At 60.6% G+C, this 17,685-nt stretch carries 16 protein-coding genes and 1 tRNA gene; 8 read left to right on the top strand and 9 right to left on the bottom strand.

All coding sequences use genetic code 11. The features are described 5' to 3' along the window. Positions 1 to 4: 4 nt before the first annotated feature. The 6 genes from ASF70_RS14905 to ASF70_RS14880 all read right to left on the bottom strand — a co-directional run bounded on the left by ASF70_RS14905 (position 5) and on the right by ASF70_RS14880 (position 6,632). Complete coding sequence (locus ASF70_RS14905; protein WP_062580719.1) at positions 5 to 787, bottom strand: TatD family hydrolase; 783 nt, start codon at positions 785 to 787, stop codon at positions 5 to 7. Between the two features lie 8 nt (positions 788 to 795). Beyond that, positions 796 to 2,352, bottom strand: coding sequence for a methionine--tRNA ligase (gene metG / locus ASF70_RS14900; protein ID WP_062580717.1), 1,557 nt, complete (start codon positions 2,350 to 2,352; stop codon positions 796 to 798). A gap of 94 nt (positions 2,353 to 2,446) precedes the next feature. After that, positions 2,447 to 3,478: a DNA polymerase III subunit delta' gene (locus ASF70_RS14895; protein ID WP_062580715.1), complete on the bottom strand. Its 1,032-nt coding sequence runs from the start codon at positions 3,476 to 3,478 to the stop codon at positions 2,447 to 2,449. Beyond that, positions 3,475 to 4,155 carry a dTMP kinase gene (tmk, locus tag ASF70_RS14890; RefSeq protein ID WP_156461847.1) on the bottom strand — a complete coding sequence of 227 codons (681 nt, stop codon included), beginning with the start codon at positions 4,153 to 4,155 and terminating at the stop codon, positions 3,475 to 3,477. The genes ASF70_RS14895 and tmk overlap by 4 nt, the downstream gene beginning before the upstream one ends. 63 nt (positions 4,156 to 4,218) lie before the next feature. After that, the gene (locus ASF70_RS14885) at positions 4,219 to 5,388 is read right to left on the bottom strand and encodes a D-alanyl-D-alanine carboxypeptidase family protein (protein WP_062580711.1); all 1,170 of its coding nucleotides are present in this window, start codon (positions 5,386 to 5,388) and stop codon (positions 4,219 to 4,221) included. 155 nt (positions 5,389 to 5,543) lie between these two features. Further along, positions 5,544 to 6,632 (bottom strand): septal ring lytic transglycosylase RlpA family protein, encoded by a 1,089-nt coding sequence (locus ASF70_RS14880; protein WP_062580709.1) that lies wholly within the window; start codon positions 6,630 to 6,632, stop codon positions 5,544 to 5,546. 372 nt (positions 6,633 to 7,004) lie between these two features. Here ASF70_RS14880 and ASF70_RS14875 point away from each other — a divergent pair. After that, positions 7,005 to 7,094: transfer RNA gene (locus ASF70_RS14875), tRNA-Ser, on the top strand. 121 nt (positions 7,095 to 7,215) lie between these two features. After that, a complete protein-coding gene (locus tag ASF70_RS14870; protein WP_200943543.1) occupies positions 7,216 to 7,647 on the top strand; it encodes a response regulator in 432 nt (143 codons plus the stop codon). Between the two features lie 82 nt (positions 7,648 to 7,729). On the opposite strand, the gene ASF70_RS14865 is transcribed toward ASF70_RS14870, so the two are convergent. Genes ASF70_RS14865 through ASF70_RS14855 form a run of 3 tightly spaced genes read right to left on the bottom strand, consistent with a single transcriptional unit; the run spans position 7,730 to position 11,388 of the window. After that, the gene (locus ASF70_RS14865; RefSeq protein WP_244474045.1) at positions 7,730 to 8,737 is read right to left on the bottom strand and encodes an HWE histidine kinase domain-containing protein; all 1,008 of its coding nucleotides are present in this window, start codon (positions 8,735 to 8,737) and stop codon (positions 7,730 to 7,732) included. A gap of 4 nt (positions 8,738 to 8,741) precedes the next feature. Then, the gene (locus ASF70_RS14860) at positions 8,742 to 9,200 is read right to left on the bottom strand and encodes a response regulator (protein WP_062456905.1); all 459 of its coding nucleotides are present in this window, start codon (positions 9,198 to 9,200) and stop codon (positions 8,742 to 8,744) included. Beyond that, positions 9,193 to 11,388, bottom strand: coding sequence for an ATP-binding protein (locus tag ASF70_RS14855; RefSeq protein WP_062580705.1), 2,196 nt, complete (start codon positions 11,386 to 11,388; stop codon positions 9,193 to 9,195). The genes ASF70_RS14860 and ASF70_RS14855 overlap by 8 nt, the downstream gene beginning before the upstream one ends. A 351-nt stretch (positions 11,389 to 11,739) precedes the next feature. Between ASF70_RS14855 and ASF70_RS24345 the strand changes: the two genes are divergently transcribed. The 6 genes from ASF70_RS24345 (at position 11,740) to glp (ending at position 17,662) form a co-directional block, all read left to right on the top strand. Beyond that, positions 11,740 to 11,901, top strand: coding sequence for a hypothetical protein (locus ASF70_RS24345; RefSeq protein WP_092662350.1), 162 nt, complete (start codon positions 11,740 to 11,742; stop codon positions 11,899 to 11,901). Positions 11,902 to 12,217: 316 nt separating this feature from the next. Continuing rightward, positions 12,218 to 14,110 carry a peptidylprolyl isomerase gene (locus ASF70_RS14850; RefSeq protein WP_062456911.1) on the top strand — a complete coding sequence of 631 codons (1,893 nt, stop codon included), beginning with the start codon at positions 12,218 to 12,220 and terminating at the stop codon, positions 14,108 to 14,110. Positions 14,111 to 14,129: 19 nt separating this feature from the next. Beyond that, positions 14,130 to 15,146, top strand: a complete 1,017-nt coding sequence (trpD, locus tag ASF70_RS14845) for an anthranilate phosphoribosyltransferase (protein WP_062456914.1) — start codon at positions 14,130 to 14,132, stop codon at positions 15,144 to 15,146. 4 nt (positions 15,147 to 15,150) lie between these two features. Then, positions 15,151 to 15,966 carry an indole-3-glycerol phosphate synthase TrpC gene (trpC, locus tag ASF70_RS14840; protein ID WP_062580703.1) on the top strand — a complete coding sequence of 272 codons (816 nt, stop codon included), beginning with the start codon at positions 15,151 to 15,153 and terminating at the stop codon, positions 15,964 to 15,966. Further along, positions 15,966 to 16,445: a cyclic pyranopterin monophosphate synthase MoaC gene (moaC, locus tag ASF70_RS14835; RefSeq protein ID WP_062456920.1), complete on the top strand. Its 480-nt coding sequence runs from the start codon at positions 15,966 to 15,968 to the stop codon at positions 16,443 to 16,445. Before trpC ends, moaC begins: the two co-directional genes overlap by 1 nt. After that, the gene (gene glp, locus ASF70_RS14830) at positions 16,445 to 17,662 is read left to right on the top strand and encodes a gephyrin-like molybdotransferase Glp (RefSeq protein ID WP_062580702.1); all 1,218 of its coding nucleotides are present in this window, start codon (positions 16,445 to 16,447) and stop codon (positions 17,660 to 17,662) included. Before moaC ends, glp begins: the two co-directional genes overlap by 1 nt. Positions 17,663 to 17,685: the final 23 nt, after the last annotated feature.

Genomic DNA, 17,685 nt, shown 5'->3' with positions numbered 1-17,685 from the left:
CACCTCAAAGCCTCGGCATCTTGGAGAAGCAGCGGAACGCGTTTTCCGTCGTGATCGCAGCCATCTCTTCGTAAGTCAGGCCGTGAACATTGGCCAGCACCTCTGCGGTATTGACCACGTAGGACGGTTCGTTGCGCTTTCCGCGCCAGCGTTTTGGCGCCAGATAAGGTGCATCGGTCTCGACCAGCAGTCGGTCCGTCGGCAGCGTTTTCGCGATTGACCGGATATCTTCGGATTTCGGGAAGGTCAGGATGCCCGAGAAGGATACATAGCCACCAAGCTCGATGCCGGCACGGGCGAGGTCGGGTCCGGCCGAAAAGCAATGCAGAATGAAGGGGAAAGCCCCCTTCCCGCTTTCAGCTGTCAGGATCTCGATCATGTCGTCGTCGGCACTGCGGCTATGGATCACCAGCGGCAGCCCGGTCTCGCGTGCAGCTTCGATGTGTCTGATAAAACCGGTCTTCTGGTCGGCCGGCGTTTGCGTGTCGTAGAAATAATCGAGACCCGCTTCGCCGATCGCGACGATCTTGTCATGCGAACTGGCGAGACGAATGAGGTCTTCCGCCTGGATATCCAGCTCTTCGCTGGCATTGTTGGGATGCGTTCCGACGGAGCAGAATACCGACGGATATTTGTCCGTGATGGCCAGCAGGCTGTCCAGCTTCCTGACGCGTGTCGAGATCGTCACCATCTGCCGGACACCGGCTTCGTGGGCGCGCTCGATCAGTTCGTCGCGTTCGGAGTCGAAATCCGCAAAATCCAGATGGCAATGGGTATCGATCAGCATGACTTGCCCTATGCCGCCGGCTGCGGCGCAACGTAGCGCGGAAAGACCGGGCTTGGGGCTTCCAGCACCGTGCCGGGTGTCAGGCGGCCAACTTTGCCGAGTGCTGCGAAATCACGCGATCCGGCAGGTGCAGCCACCAGATCGAGAAGCTTTGACGACGAGTCCGGCATGAACGGCTGCAGCAGGATGGCGATCTGGCGAACCACTTCGGCGGCCACGTAAAGGACCGTCTCCATCCGGGCGGGATCAGTTTTCTTCAGAACCCACGGCGCCTGGGCTGCGAAATAGCGGTCGGTTTCGGACACGACGGCTATGATTGCCGCCAGTGCACGGTGAACCAGCTGCTTTTCCATGTCGTCGCGGCAGATCGGCAGGAGCGCATCGACGGATGCCAGCATTTGCCGGTCTGCGTCGGTGAGTTCGCCGGGTGCGGGGATCTTGGCATCGCAGTTCTTGACGATCATCGACAGCGAGCGGCTGGCAAGATTGCCGATGCCGTTTGCGAGATCGGCATTGATACGCGTGCCGATCGCATCCTCGCTGCAGGTGCCGTCCTGGCCGAAGGAGATCTCCCGCAGCAGGTAATAGCGGATCGCGTCGAGGCCGAAATGGCCGATCAGTTCGAACGGATCGAGCACGTTGCCGAGCGACTTCGACATCTTCTCGCCGCCCTTCGCCAGAACGAAGCCGTGGGCATAGACGCGCTTGGGCAGCGGCAGGCCTGCCGACATCAGGAAGGCTGGCCAGTAGACGGCGTGGAAGCGGATAATGTCCTTGCCGATGATATGCGCATCCGCCGGCCAGTATTTGGCGCGCGGACCGTTCGGGTCGTCGAGATAGCCGGTCGCGGTCAGGTAGTTCGTGAGCGCGTCGACCCAGACATACATGACGTGTGCCGGATCGTCGGGAACCTTTATGCCCCAGTCGAACGTGGTGCGCGATACGGAGAGATCGCGCAGACCGGATTTCACGAAGGAGATCACTTCGTTGCGGCGCTCGGCCGGGCCGATGAAGTCCGGATGATCCTCGTAATGCTTCAGCAGCTTGTCGCCGTATTCGGACAGCTTGAAGAAGTAGCTCGACTCTTCGACCCATTCGACCGGCGTGCCCTGCGGACCATAGCGGGTGCCGTCGCGCAGCTGCGTTTCGTCTTCCGCATAGTAGGCCTCGTCGCGGACCGAATACCAGCCCGCATAGGTATCCTTGTAGATGTCGCCGGCAGCGGACATCCGGTTCCAGATGTCCTTGCTCGCCTGATGGTGGCGCGGTTCTGTCGTGCGGATGAAATCGTCGTTCGAGGCATTGAGCAGCTTGCCCATTTCCCGGAACTGTTCGGTATTGCGCTCGGCTAGCGCTTCCGGCGAAATGCCTTCGTTGCGGGCCGTCTGCTGCATCTTCTGGCCGTGCTCGTCCGTGCCCGTCAGGAAGAAGACATCCTTGCCGTCGAGGCGCTGGAAGCGCGCCATCGCATCCGTCGCGATCAGTTCGTAGGCGTGACCGATATGCGGCTTGCCGTTCGGATAGGAGATCGCGGTGGTGATATAGAAAGGTGTCTTGTTCGGCATGGGCTGTACTCGGACAGATGTTAAGTCACGCCGCTCTTAGCGCATGTTGCAGACAAGCGAAACCCAAACTTCCCGCCATGGTCCGGATCGACGATCAGGCGAGCCTGGCGCTCTCGAGAATGGACATCAGCGTCTGCTTGCGATCGAGGTTATAGGCCTGGGCGATCTTCAACTTCTCGGTCATATCGGACACAAGCTTTGCCCTGCGGTCCGCCGTGGCGAGATCGCCTGACAATGCGGCCTCCCTCGCCCGTTTGACGAGATGGTCCGACAGATGCTCCAGAAAGAAGCCGAAGATGACATCGCTGTCCTTGCCGGAGAGAACGTCGGCGAGCCGGTGCATCGCCTTGCGCGCGGCCGGTCCGTCGGCAGAGACGGCATCGTCGAATGCCGAGATGATATCGGCGCCGCCGTAATTCAGAAGTTTGAGTGCCTGCGCGACGCTTCCCTTGGATTGAGTCAGCACCATCTCCTCGGTCTTGCCGCCATCGAGTGGGCTGCCGAGGGCTGCGAGCGCGCTTGCAAGATCGGCATCACTGAGCGGTGACAGCCTGAGCGGCTGACATCTGGACCGGATGGTCGGCAAGAGCCGTCCGGGGGCATGCGACAGGACGAGGAAAAGCGCACGCCGCGGCGGCTCTTCGAGGATCTTGAGGATCGCGTTGGCTGCGTTGCGGTTGAGGTCGTCGGCCGCATCGATAATGACGATGCGCCAGTTTCCGGTCCCGGATGTCTGGGAAAAGAAGTGCCCGGCTTTCCGCACTTCATCGACGGTGATGGCCGTCTTCATCTTTCCGGTCTTGTCGTCGACCGGTCGAGAGAGATGCAGAAGATTGTGCGAGGCGCCCGAGGCGATCTGGCGGCTGACGGCGCTGTCTGGATCCGGATCGGCAATGTGATCAGGTGCGCTTTCCGGCTCCGGATTTGAGAGGACATGATTGGCGAAACGGAAGGCCAGTGTCGCCTTGCCGATGCCTTCCGGACCCTCGATCAGGATGGCGTGATGGCCCTTGCCCGTTTTGTAGCTGGCACTGAGAAAGTCCTCGGCATCCCGATGGCCGAACAGGTGCGGATTTCTGGCGGGCGAAATGGCGCCGTCCAGAATGTGCGGATCCTGGTCGCTCATTCCGATGAACCCGAAGTGCCTGCCTGATCGGCGCCGCGGCTCAAAGCCATGGGCTCGATCAGCGCTGCGATCTCCTTGGCAATCACGTCCTCATCGCGGTCGGCATCGATCACGTGACAGCGCTCGGGATCGGCGGCTGCAATCGCGAGATAAGCCTGGCGGCGGGTCTCGTGGGTCTCGATCTCTTCCCGCTCGAAACGGTCGGGGGCTTCGTCCGGCGCGCGTTTGCGGGCACGGCCAAGGCCGATTTCTGCGGGCAGATCGAGGATCACGGTACAATCCGGTTTCACGCCGTCGATCGCGACACGCTGCAAGGCCTCGATCAGATCGGACTCCAGATTGCCGGTGGCGCCCTGATAGACGCGGGAGGAATCGATGAATCGGTCGCATAGAACGATCGCGCCGCTTGCGAGCGCCGGCCGGATGACCTCCTCGACATGATCGTTGCGGGCGGCCGCAAACAGGATGGCTTCAAGCCTTGTCCCGAACTCTTGCGCTGCGCCAGACAGCAGGACATGGCGAACCGCTTCGGCGCCCGGCGAACCGCCCGGCTCGCGCGTCATCAGAACGTCGTAACCACGCCTTCGCAGGAGATCGGCAAGCCTGCGGATCTGGGTAGATTTCCCCGCCCCTTCCCCGCCTTCGAATGTCACGAATAGCCCTGATTGTTGTGTCACACCTAGTTCCGTATTGCGCCTGTCGGTCGGTTCATAGCCCATATTGGCGCGTCACGGAACATGTCAAAGCCAGAACAACATCAGTTCCAGAACCGCGTCCGTCGCCTTGTTGAAGAGTGTCCCGTCTTCGATGGCATCGGCGGTCATCAGCGGCACTTCCCGGACCAACCGCTCTCCGGACGAAATCCTGAGAACGCCGATTTCCTGTCCTTTCGTGACGGGAGCACGCAGCGGCCAGCGGTAGACGATCTGACCCGAAAGGCGATCGGGGCTATTGGTCGGCAGGTAGAGATCAACGGGCTCCTGCGCGACGAGATCGACGTGGCGGCTTGTGCCGCCATAGACGCTTGCCTGGCCGATCACCTCGCCTTGCGCGAAGATCACCTTGGTCTGAAACGAGGAGAGCCCCCACTCCATCACCCGGCGCGCCTCTTCCACCCGTTCCTTGTCACTGGCAAGTCCCCCCATGGCGAGGAAAAGCCGCGTTCCTTCGCGCTGTGCCGAAGCGACGAACGAGAAACCTGCGCCTTCCGCATAGCCGGCTCCAAGCCCGTCTATGCCGAGATTTAGAGCAAGCAGCGGGTTTTTGTTGCGCTGAAAGATCTTGTTCCAGGTGAAGTCCGGCTGGGCATAGAGCGGGTAGTATTGCGGATATGTCTTTTGAAGGTGCCGCGCGAGTTCCACCATGTCACGGGTGGTGGTCCGGCTTTCGGCAGACGGTAGGCCCGTCGAATTGCCGAATGCAGAGCGCGTAAGCCCCAGATCCTTGGCGCGCGCGTTCATGCGCGTCGCGAATTCGGCCTCGGAGCGGGACAGTCCTTCTGCCAGAATGATGCAGGCGTCGTTGGCATTCTGGATGATCACGCCCCGGATCAGGTCGTCGACCTTCATCTGCGATTTTAGCGCCGCAAACATGGTCGTAGTGCCGGAAGGCGCGCCACCGGTGCGCCAGGCGAACTCGGTTACGGGATAGCTGGTTTCGGGCGTGATCTCGCCGCGCTGGAGCGCGCTGAACACCACTTCCATGGTCATCAGCTTGGCGAGCGAGGCAGCAGGAAGAGACTGGTTTTCGTTTGCCGAAAGCAGCACCGTGCCGGTCTTTTCCTCGACCATATAGACCTGTCTGGCCTTGGTCGCGAAGGCTGGTGCGGCGTCCTGCGCAGACACGGTCTGTGTCGCGGAAAAGGCTGCCGTGACGCACAGGCAGGCCGAAAACAGAAAGCGTCGCATCATGCCCCCAGAAACGTTTCGACCTATGCCTACAGCATCGATCCGCGAACAGGAATCAATTTTCGGAGATAGGATGTTTTGTGGAAGACAGCGCGAACAACGCGCTGCCGATCGGGACGTCAGACGTGTCGCCTCAGGGTCGGGCCGTGCCGGGCCGCTTAGTCCTGCAGCAGGACGTTGCCGAACATGACCTGCTGCTTGTGGCCCTTAGGCGGCTCGACATAGGCAGTTTCGGAGGTCCAGGCCTGCTGTGCCCGGTTTGCGACCGGGCGGATCTGCTGTTCTGCCCGCGCCGGAGCGACTGGCTGAACGTAACGCTGCTGGCTTGCAACCTGCTGCTGAGCCGGGGCTGCGATCGCCTTCTGGGTCGGAGCCTGAACTGGTGCCGGCTTTGGCGCAACTGCCGCGACCTGTCGCTGCGGTGCTTGGGCACGAACCGTCTCAGCCGTCGAACGCTCGACCGGGCGCGGCGACGCCGCATACTGCTCGGCCTGCTGGAAGCCCCTCTTCGAGGATGCGTTGCTCTGCGCACGGCTCGGATAGGCGGCAGGCGTCGGTACGGACGAACCGAAGCTCTGCATCTGGTCACGCAATGGCTGGTTCGACGCGACCATCACGCCGCTTGAACTCTGACCGCCACCCGGATTGAAGGACGGCAGTCGATCGCCCTTGCGGATGTAGGACGCCATCAGGAACGGTGTATCCTCACCATCCATACGAGCGCGGCCGACATACTGGACATTGACCTTGGCAGTGCCCGAACGCTTCATATCGAGGAGCTCGGCTGTCTTGCTGGACACGTCGAGGATGCGGCCGGCGTGATACGGGCCGCGGTCGTTGACGCGGACGATGACCGACGAGCCATTTTCGACATTGGTGACGCGGGCATAGCTCGGCAGCGGAAACGTCGGATGGGCTGCCGTGAGGCTGGCAGAATCATAGACCTCGCCATTGGCGGTATAACGGCCATGGAAGGCCGAACCATACCACGATGCGAGACCACTCTTGTTATACTGCGGATCTTCCTTGGGAACGTAGGTCTTGCCCCTCACCTGGTAAGGCTGTCCGACCATAAAGCGACCGCCGCCTTTCGGTACCGGCTGTCCGTCCTTGACGACGCGCGGACTGGCTTTGACGCCATACTCCTTCTCGGAGAAGTATTCCTTGCTGCGCACCTGCTTCTGCGCAGGTTCAGGCGTCGGCTTTGACGTGGCACAGGATGCCATCGCCGCGAAAACCACCGTCATGCCAAGCCACTTCGCACTTAGCGAAACAATACCGCCACTCAAACGCAAAACCTGTCCGCCCCATAATTTCTTGCCACAACGAGCGCTTGAGCCTCGAAGATCGATTCGTCGTTCCGATCAATGAACCAAGCGAGACCCGTTCGGCCCCGTCTTTGATGGATGCCTAGATTTGCTTTTTTCGTGGCTAAAATGCGAACGAAAACTGTTGAGTAATTAAAATTGTATCCAGTATGGTTAACGGATACTTAAAGTAATATTCTATTAATACTTTGATTGCCGCCTTCCCCGCCAAAGACTAGGGTACCAGTGCAGCAATCGAAGCGCATCTCCAGTTGACGACAGCAGTTCTGCGATTATAAAGCCTGACAGCGAGGAAGAGTGTCCGAGTGGTTTAAGGAACCGGTCTTGAAAACCGGCGTGCGGGAGACCGTACCGTGGGTTCGAATCCCACCTCTTCCGCCATCAGCCGATCGCACCGAAAAGAGTGGCAGCGTTCCATACACATCACGTCTGTAATGCTTGCGGGCTTTTTGCCCTTGAAAAAAGCGTACCGCTCGCCATTTCGCAACTTCCTGTTTTAACCATGCGTGAAATGATGTCCGATAGCACAGCCTATACCGAATCCGCGAAAATCCTCCTGCTGGAGGATGATCTCCTTCTTGCCATGGACATGGAGGATTACCTCCTCGACCGTGGACACGAAGTCGTCGGACCGTTTGGACGTCTGGTCGATGCGCTCGATGCCATCCCTCGCAACGAGCTTGCCGGCGCGGTTGTCGATCTCAACCTGCACGGCGAGTTGTCCTTTCCGGTGATCGAGGAACTGCAGGCACGTTCTGTCCCCATCATCGTCTGCACCGGTTACGCCGAGCTGCCGGAAGTCAAGACGAGGCTGAAGGGATTGCCGCTGCTTCCCAAGCCCTGGACGGCCCACAAGCTTTCCTCGCTGATGGAAGAGACATTCGGGGCCACTCAGGAGCCACGGCACGCGCCTTCGTCGAATATCCGGAACTAGTCGCTCGGGCTCTCATCACAGTTCGTTCTGACACAGTTTCGACGCGGCGCCTAAAGGGGCAGCCGCGCCGGAGTTCCGAACTTCAGTCGAATGACGGTATCGGGAACGTGATCCGGCAGACGAGGCCTGTCTCGGCATAGTCTATTTCGACGTTCCCTCGGAGTTCATACTGGATGCTCCGCTCCACCAGCGTCGTACCAAAACCCTGTTGCTCGGGTGGCGTGACGGTCGGGCCGCCAATCTCCTGCCAGGTGAGGGTCATGGTTGCCTTTCCCTCCTTCACGGCGTCGCGCACCCAGCTGATCGCGATATGACCGCCGTCCTGTGACAGCCCGCCGTATTTCACCGCATTGGTCGTGAGTTCGTTGAAGACCAGGCTGAGCGCCAGCGCGGACTTCGGGTCGAGATGAACGGTCGGACCGGGATCGATCACGAACCGGTTGCCGCGGCCCTCCATATACGGTGCCAGGGTTCGACGTACGACGTCGGCAAGCTCCGCCTTGCTCCAGTTCGTTTCGAACAGGAGCGCATGTGCGTCAGCCATCGCCCGAAGCCTGCCAAGCAGGTTCGACGCGTAGTCGTCGACCGTGTGACTGCTCTTTGCAGTCCGGCGTACGAGCGACATGACCATGGCCATGGTATTTTTCACCCGATGGCTGAGTTCGCGGACGAGAAGTTCCTTCTGGTTCTGCGCGCGCCGGTGCTCGGCTTTCTCGTGAGCCTCCGCCAGTGCCCGCTCGACGGCAGCGGGCAAGCGTATCAACCGTTGCTTCAGAACGTAGTCCGTCGCGCCACGCCGAAACGATTCGATTGCGGCCTCCTCCCCGAGGATACCGGAGACAAAGATGAATGGTATCTCCGGCACCTCGCGGCTTGCCATGTCCAGCGCCGCCATACCGTCGAAATCGGGCAGCGAAAAATCCGAAAGGATGAGGTCGAAATCGCGCGCTTCCAGCGCTTTCACAAATTCACCGCGGTTGCTGACGAGACGGATCTCCGGCTTTTTCGTCAACAGTTCAAGCTGCTCGCGGATCAATTCGGCATCGAGCGGGCTGTCCTCCAGCATGAGTAGGCGTGGATTGTGCTGCACTCTGTTAGCCTCCGTCTTTGGCGCGGTATCCAGGAGGTGGTTCATTCAAGAGAGCCCAAAATACCCCGAGATCCTGAATGGCCTTGAAGAACTGCTTGAACTCGACAGGCTTCACGACGAAGGCGTTGACGCCGAGCTCGTAGCTTCGCACCAGATCCTGCTCTTCCCTCGACGACGTCAGCATGACGATCGGAATGTGGTGCAGTCTCTCGTCTTTCTTGACACGCTCGAGGACTTCGAGACCATCGATCTTGGGCAGTTTCAGATCAAGCAGCACGACGGTCGGATCGCCGGACGGGCGACCTTCATGAATCCCGGTTCCGAAGAGATAATCGATCGCCTCGGCGCCATCGCGAGCAACGACAATCTCGTTGGCAAGCTGGCACTTTTCCAACGCGGCGAGCGTGAGTTCCAGGTCGCGTGGGCTGTCTTCGACAAGCAGTATCGGGCGTAGTTCAGGCATGGGCGCGGCCTTTCTTCTCAGGGCCTGGCAGGGCAAAGACAAAGGTTGCGCCCTTGTCCACTTCCCCATGGGCGGTAATGCTTCCGTTATGGCGTTCGACGATCCTGCGCACAAGAGCAAGGCCGATACCGGTCCCCTCGAAGTCTTCGGCGCGCTGGAGCCGCTGGAAGACCCCGAACAGTTTGCCGACATAAGCCATGTCGAACCCGACGCCGTTGTCGCTGACGCTGTAGGTGGTCACATCGCCTTTGACGGAGCCCCGGACGCGGATTTCTGCGGGGTTGCGGTGCCTGCTGTACTTTACCGCGTTTTCGATAATGTTGAACCAGACCTGCCGCAACAGCGTGGCATCGCCCCAGGCGGTCGGCAACGGCTCGATCGACCACGAGATGGCTCGGTCGTCCTGGTTCAGAATCACGCTCTTCACAACCTCGGCGACAAGCTTGTTCATGTCGACATGCTTATGGGTGATCGAGGCACGCCCCAGCTGCGAAAAATTGAGCAGGCCATCCACGAGCCTGCCCGCTGCCAGTGCCGAATCGGAGATGGTCCGAAGGTAGTGGCGCGATTTTTCATCGAGACTGTTTTCCCGGTCTGTCAGCAACTGAGCGAAGCCGACGATGTGCCGGAACGGCGCCCTCAGATCGTGCGACACCGAATAGGAGAAAGCTTCAAGCTCCTTGTTGGAGCGCTGCAGTTCGCTGGTGAGTTCACCCAGCTCTTCAGCCTTTCGCAAGACGATCCCGACGATCGCATTGCGAAGGTCGCGTGCAGCAGAAAGTTCTGCTTCGCTCCAGGCCTGAGAATGGAGCCGGACATTTTCGCTCCAGGCCTGAAAGGATTTCCGCGGATGGATACGTCCTTTTTCCTGGACAATCTTATGCGGGTCTCCAGCCCACTGGACCGTGCGGATCACCTCGGGCCGGAACCAGATCAGCCAGTTTTCGTAAAGCTCGGACAAACGAATGGCGATGATGCCGCTTGCCTCGCCGGCAAACGCTTCAGCCGATGGAAAGTCCGCAGCAAGCGATGTGGTGGCGAAGATGTCGTCGTCCGCTCTGCCGGAAAGCCAGCCGACGATGGAGCGAACTTCGTCGTCCGTCGGGGTGATCCCCACCTTGTGGCACTCTCCCTGTGCAATAATGGCGGCTCCCGAGGCACCGACCTGCGCGACCAGATCCTTCGGCAAGGTCTCCAATCCCTCGCTCCAGGACGAGGCAGATGTCATTGCCCGCAGAAGATCACCGGAGATGCGCGCCAGCTCGACGCGGCGGGTGGCGTCCTGGGAGTGAACTTGCGCTGCGATCCGCATGGCGAGCGACTGGACGACAAAGTCGCAGGCATCGCGCACCCTGACCGGAACCATGTGAGGCTCGGCGCTATGGCAAGCGACAAGCCCCCAAAGGCGTCCGTCGATAATGATCGACATGGACATGGATGCGGCCGTGCCCATGTTGTGCATGTATTCGAGATGCACCGGCGAAACGCTGCGCAGCTGCGAGAAGCTCAGATCAAGCGGACTGCCTGTGGTCCCGAGTTCGCGATCAGCGTCTATCGGCACAGGTTCATAGGATGCGTCGGGAATGACGCGCAAGCGATTGGCGGCGTAGAGCGCACGCGCCTGTGCCGGTATGTCGCCCGCCGGGAAACGCAGGTCGAGATACGATGGCAACCTGCCATTGCCTGCTTCCGCGACAACGTGTCCGTTCCAGTCGTCGTCGAACTTGTAGACGAGGACGCGATCGAACCCTGTCAGGTCGTGAACAAAGCGAGCGGCCGCCGCAAGCGAACCCGCCACATCGGCCTGCGTCGACAGAACCTGCGCAAAACCGCGCAGGCGCGCAAACAGGCTGCCGAGTGTCTGCGTTCCCGAACGCTCGACTTCCAGGATGACAAGTCCACCAGATCGATGCGCCGTCAGTGTTGCATCGGAGATATCTGTCTGGAAAACGGCTTCGCTCGACTCATGCCAATTTCTAATGTCGTCATTCAGTGGATCAAGGATCACCGGCGCGGGACCGCCGAGGCGCAGATCGGCACCAAAAAACGCGCCGGCATTGCGGCTTGCCTGCAGGACCGTGAGATCAGCCGGCCGCAGAACGATCAGCGCACCATGCGGCTGGATCGCACCCGGTATATGGATCGGCTCCTGCGCGCAGGATTCCAGGTTGATTTCCGATCGATCCAAAATGCTTTTTCTCCCTCATCTCCGCCCGCATTCCACCGCGGTTCAGAGCCAAACAGGCTTCTAAATTAGTCCTGTCGTTTCACAAGCCAAAATACAAACTGGACGATTCATGTAAACCGAGCCGCTACCCATCGGCTCGGAATCGAGGGAACTTCGCCGTCCCAACTTCATTATTCGCTGACAAACACGAGCAAGATTCGGATGAATGCCAATGGTCCTCAAACAGTGATTGCTCACCTTTACGATTGTCGGCGCCGCGTCTCTTCGCGCCAGAAGAACTCCAGTTCCACGCAAGCGCGATTATCTAGCCTGCCCTTGTCGGAATCAATCGCGACAGTTAGGGGACAATGAATGTCTAAAGAAACCGAACACACGAGCCAGCCATCCGAACAGGCCATTGGCCTTTTCCTGCAGGACGGCGATGGCGACAGCCTTACCGACGTGCTCGTCGAAGCGCTTTACGAAGCATTTCGCATCATGGACGACGACGTCTCCACCGAAACCTACCACTAACGCGCTAAAACGTACACTGGCGGCGAATGAGCGGACGCGACGCCGGGCCTGAGACGGCTCGCCCGTGGAGACGCTGAGCAGCGTTCGGCGAAACGGGTCGTTTCGATCAATAGCGGGGAAAGAGTGCCCACCGGGCCCGGCTGTCGTGGTCATATAATCCCTGCCATTACCTTCACGAAATAGTCAGTGAGGCGGACATTGGTGGTGCCTGCGCGCTTTTGCGCGTCAACGCCTTCATTTCCGTTGCAGATTGTTCTAGAGACATTCGCTCAAACCGCCGGAAAGGCGGCACTACGACTGATAGGTAATATCGCCGATGCTCAATTCGCTCAGAAACGCAGCCCGCTCCTGGGTCGCAAAACTCCTGCTCCTGGTTCTTGCCGCATCCTTCGGCATCTGGGGCATTTCGCACTCCCTGATCGGATCGAACAGCAATACCGTCCTGACGGTGGGCGATCAGCAGATCTCGTCTGAAGAGTTCAGGCTGGCCTATCAGCGACAGGTCGCCAATATCGGTCGTCAGTTCGGCGCACCGCTGACCGCGGAACAGGCACGTGCATTCGGCGTCGAGAACGAGGTGTTCGCACAGCTCGCCGCAGGCGCTGCACTCGATCAGCTTTCCGACGACATGAATCTCGGTCTTTCAGAAGACAAGCTCGGTATCCTGATCAGCGAAGACCCTGCATTCCAGGGCGTCAACGGGCAGTTCGACCGTGCCTTGTTCACCTCCCGCCTGCGCAATGCCGGCCTTCGCGAAGACGATTACATCAAGGAGCGCAGCAAGGTTGCTGTCCGCAGCCAGATCGTCGAATCGGTTTCCGACGGGTTCAAGCCGCCGCAGGTTCTGATCGATGCATTGAAGCAGTATCGGGACGAAAGCCGCACGGTCGAATATCTGCTTTTGTCGAACGCCAATATCGATCCCGTAAAAGCACCGACGGATGATATTCTGGCGCAGTGGTTCGAAGGTGCGAAGAGCCGCTATCGTGCCCCGGAATACCGCACGTTTGCCTATGTGAAGCTGCAGCCATCCGACATCGCGGATGCGTCTTCGATCACCGACGAGCAGGCGCGGGCCGAATACGACAAGCGGATCGCCAGCTTCAAGACGAGCGAGACGCGCACCATCGAGCAGCTGCCCTTCCCCAACATGGAAATGGCAGAAGCTGCGGCGACGCAGTTGCGCGCCGGAACGACGACGTTCGACCAGGTCATGGCGGACCAGGGCAAAACCGCAGCCGACGTTCGCCTCGGCGACTTTACCCGCGACGCTGTTCCGGACGAGGCAATTGCAGAAGCGGCCTTCAAGCTTGGCGCGAATGGCGGCATCACGCCAGCCGTTCAAGGTACATTCGGTCCCGTCATTTTGCGGGTCTCCAACGTTCGCCCGGAAACCACCCGCGCCTTCGACGAAGTCAAGGGCGAGCTGCGCCAGCAGATGGCGGTCGCGGCCGCCTCGCAGGAACTCAACACGGCACATGACCGCTTCGAGGAGTTGCGCAGCAACGGGACGACACTTGAAGACGCGGCAAAGGATCTGAACCTCAAGCTCGTCACGGTAACGGCCAATGCATCCGGTCTTGATCCGCAGGACAAGCGCATTGCGGATCTCCCGAGTGGCACCACGCTTTTGACCGACGTCTTCCGCACAGATCCCGGCGCCGATACGCTGCCGCTGACGGTTGGCACGGACGGCTTCGTCTGGTTCGAGGTCCGCAACGTCACGCCGGAACGGGAACGTCCGCTTAGCGAAGTCCGCGACCGGGCCGTTGCCGACTGGACGGCTGATCAGCAGCGTCAGGCGCTTTCGGCACGCACGGCCGACCTCAAGGGTCGCCTCGACAAGGGCGAGACGCTGGCAGTGATCGCTGAGGATCTCGGCGTCGCCATCGAAACGAAGTCCGGCCTGCGCCGCAACGGCGAGGACGCCATCTTCGGCAACGAGGCGATTGCGGCAGCCTTTGCCGGTCCGGTCGGCGTGACTGGAACAGCGCTCGGATCCGACGGCGAGAGCCGCCTTCTTCTGAAGGTGACGGCGGTCGATCAGGCCACGAGCGATGCGCTTGCCGGCGACGAGCAACTCCAGCGCATGGCCGATTCTGCCGGCGATGACATGCTCGATCAGATGGTCAACAGCCTCAAGAACACCTACGGTGTTTCGATCAACCAGGCCGCCGTCAATCAGTCGGCTGCGCCCGCGCAATACTAAGCGACTTGAGAGCCAAAGAATGCCTGAGCTGAAACCCTTCATCGCCAAAGTTGCTGCCGGGGAGAGCCTCACGCTGGATGAGGCGCGTCAGGCGTTCGACATTCTGATGTCCGGCGAGGCGACGCCCTCGCAGATCGGCGGGTTTCTGATTGCGCTGCGCGTACGAGGAGAAACGGTGGCGGAAATTTCCGGCGCCGTAACGACCATGCGCGAGAAAATGCTGCGGGTCGACGCACCAGCCGATGCCGTTGATATCGTCGGTACCGGTGGCGATGGTGCCGGCACCTACAACATCTCGACACTGGCATCGATCATCGTGGCTGGTACGGGCGTTCCCGTCGCCAAGCATGGCAACCGGGCGTTGAGTTCCAAATCGGGGACGGCGGACGCTCTGTCGGCTCTCGGCGTCAACCTGGAAATCGGTCCGGACCGCATTGCCCGTTGTATCCGCGAGGCCGGGATCGGTTTCATGTTTGCGTCTATGCACCATGCGGCGATGCGCCATGTGGGGCCTAGCCGCGTCGAACTGGGCACGCGGACGATCTTCAACATTCTGGGTCCTCTCTCGAACCCTGCAGGCGCCAAGCGTCAGTTGCTCGGCGTTTTCGATCCGAAATGGCTGCAGCCGATCGCAGAGGTGCTGCGCGGTCTCGGCTCCGAGACTGTCTGGGTCGTGCATGGCCAGGGTCTGGACGAGATCACCACGACAGGCGTGACGCAGGTCTGCGCTCTGGAGGGCGGCAGTATCCGCTCCTTTGAACTGACCCCAGCCGATTTTGGCGTGCCGCAGGCAACGCTTGCCGACCTCAAGGGTGGTGACGGCATCCACAATGCGAAGGCGTTGCGGGCGGTTCTCGGCGGGGCGAAGAATGCATACCGTGACATTTCACTCTGCAACGCGGCGGCAGCGCTTGTCGTCGCCGGAAAGGCCGAAACGCTGAAGGATGGCATGACGATCGCCACGAACGCGCTCGAAAGCGGCAATGCCGCTGCAGCGCTTGACCGGCTTGTGGCCGTATCGAACGAGAAGGATTGAGCGAATGGCGGATATTCTCAAGAAGATCGAAGCCTATAAGCGCGAGGAAATCGCAGCGGCCGAGGCGAGTGTACCGCTCACTGAGCTAAAGGCTCGTTCCGCCGACCAGCCTGCTCCGCGCGGTTTTCTGCGTGCGTTGCAGGCCAAGAAGGATGCCGGCATTTTTGGTCTCATTGCCGAAATCAAGAAGGCGAGCCCTTCGAAAGGGTTGATCCGTCCAGATTTCGATCCGCCGTCGCTCGCCGCAGCCTATGAGGCCGGCGGTGCAGCCTGCCTGTCTGTTCTAACAGATACGCCGAGCTTTCAAGGTGCGCCGGAATTCATGGTCGCAGCAAAGGCTGCCTGCGCCCTGCCCGTTCTGCGCAAGGATTTCATGTTCGAGACCTACCAGGTGCACGAAGCGCGCGCCTGGGGAGCCGACTGCATCCTGATCATCATGGCGGCGCTGTCGGATGACGACGCGCTTGCGATCTACGAGGTCGCCGGCGAGCTTGGCATGGATGCGCTGATCGAAGTGCACGACGCCCCTGAAATGGAGCGGGCGCTGAAGCTCGAGGCACCGCTGGTGGGGATCAACAACCGCAATCTGCGCACGTTCGAGCTCGATCTCGCCATCAGTGAGACACTTGCACCGATGGTGCCAGCCGATCGACTCCTCGTCGGCGAAAGCGGCATCTTCACCTACGCCGACTGCCAGCGGCTTCAGAAGGCTGATATCGAGACCTTCCTCGTCGGTGAAAGCCTGATGCGTCAGGACGACGTTGCTGCGGCGACGCGGCTGCTGCTGTCCGGCGAGCTCTCCGCACAGGCGGCCGAATAATGGCAACACTCACTCATATCGATGCGGCCGGCGAAGCGCATATGGTCGATGTCGGCGACAAGACTGAAACCGTACGCTCGGCGACGGCCGAGGGTCATGTCAGGATGCTTCCCGAGACGCTGGCGCTGATTCTGGATGGCAATGCCAAGAAGGGTGACGTCATTGGAACAGCGCGGCTCGCCGGGATCATGGCGGCGAAGAAGACCAGCGATCTCATTCCTCTTTGCCATCCGCTGATGCTGACCAAGGTCTCGGTCGAGATTACCGAAGACGCCGCCCTGCCCGGTCTGCGTGTCACGGCGACCGCCAAGCTGACCGGCAAGACCGGCGTCGAGATGGAAGCGCTGACGGCGGTGTCCGTTGCCTGCCTGACGATCTACGATATGGCGAAAGCCGCAGACAAGGGCATGCAGATCGGCGGCATCCAGCTTCTCGAGAAGACCGGCGGCAAGTCCGGAACATACCGCCTGGAGGGCTGATGAAAGCACTACTCCCCGTGGCGGATGCCAGGAGCCGGCTGCTCTCTGCAGCGCGTCCGATCGACGATATCGTGAATGTTCCGCTTGGCGAGGCCGACGGTCGCGTGCTGGCTGTCGATCTGGCCGCGAGGCTGACACAGCCACCGTTCGACGCGTCCGCCATGGATGGCTACGCAGTACGGGCAGAGGACGCGTCTGCGGTGGGCACGGAACTGTCGGTCATCGGGACGGCGTCTGCGGGCCATGCCTTCGAGGGCATTGTCGGCCCGGGCGAGACGGTGCGGATCTTCACGGGTGCACCTCTGCCGCAGGGCGCTGATTCCGTCCTCATCCAGGAAGATGCCGAGCGAATCGCGGACGACCGGATCCGCACTGCATTTGCCGTCGTCGAAGGACGGCATGTGCGGCCCCGCGGCCAGGATTTTGCAGAGGGCGAGATCGTCCTCAAGAGCGGCACAGTGCTCGACTTCGCGCATCTAACCGTCGCCGCCGCGATGAACCATCCGACGCTTGGGATCTATCGGCGACCAAGGGTCGCGATCCTTGCGACCGGTGACGAGCTTGTAGTTCCTGGCGGTGCGCCGGCGACCGCGCAGATCATTGCCTCCAACACGTTCGGCGTCGCCGCACTGGTGCGGTCCAGCGGCGGTGAGGTTCTCGACCTTGGCATCGTCAAGGACAACCAGGCGGATATCGCTGCAGCTGTCGCACGGGCGCAGCTCGAAAAGGCCGACGTGCTGGTCACGCTCGGTGGAGCTTCTGTCGGCGATCACGACCTCGTCCAGTCGACGCTGAAGGCCGCCGGTATGGAACTCGATTTCTGGCGGATCGCGATGCGTCCCGGCAAACCGCTGATGGTCGGTTCGCTCGACGGCATGCATGTGCTGGGCCTGCCCGGCAACCCGGTCGCAAGCCTTGTGACCAGTCTCCTCTTCCTCGAGCCGCTGCTGCGAAAGCTCGCGCATCTCAGCGAGAGGAACCGCGAGGTCATGGGTGTCACAGCGGAGCCTATCAAGGCGAACGACCAGCGGCAGGACTATGTTCGCGCGAGCGTGACGCGTGACGCGGCGGGAAATCTTGTTGCCAAGGCTTTCGGAAAGCAGGATTCGTCGATGATGAAGATATTTTCGCGATCCGACGGACTTATCGTGCGGCCTCCGCACGCTCTGGAGCTGGCTGCCGGTGCACCCTGCCCTATATTGCTCATTCGTTCCTAAGGCGCTTTCCAGGCGTCCTTTGC

Source organism: Rhizobium sp. Leaf321, assembly GCF_001423215.1.
In the GTDB taxonomy this organism is placed as follows: domain Bacteria; phylum Pseudomonadota; class Alphaproteobacteria; order Rhizobiales; family Rhizobiaceae; genus Neorhizobium; species Neorhizobium soli.
The sequence above is the reverse complement of the archived record's forward strand: the minus strand, read 5'-3'. Positions and strand labels throughout refer to the sequence as shown.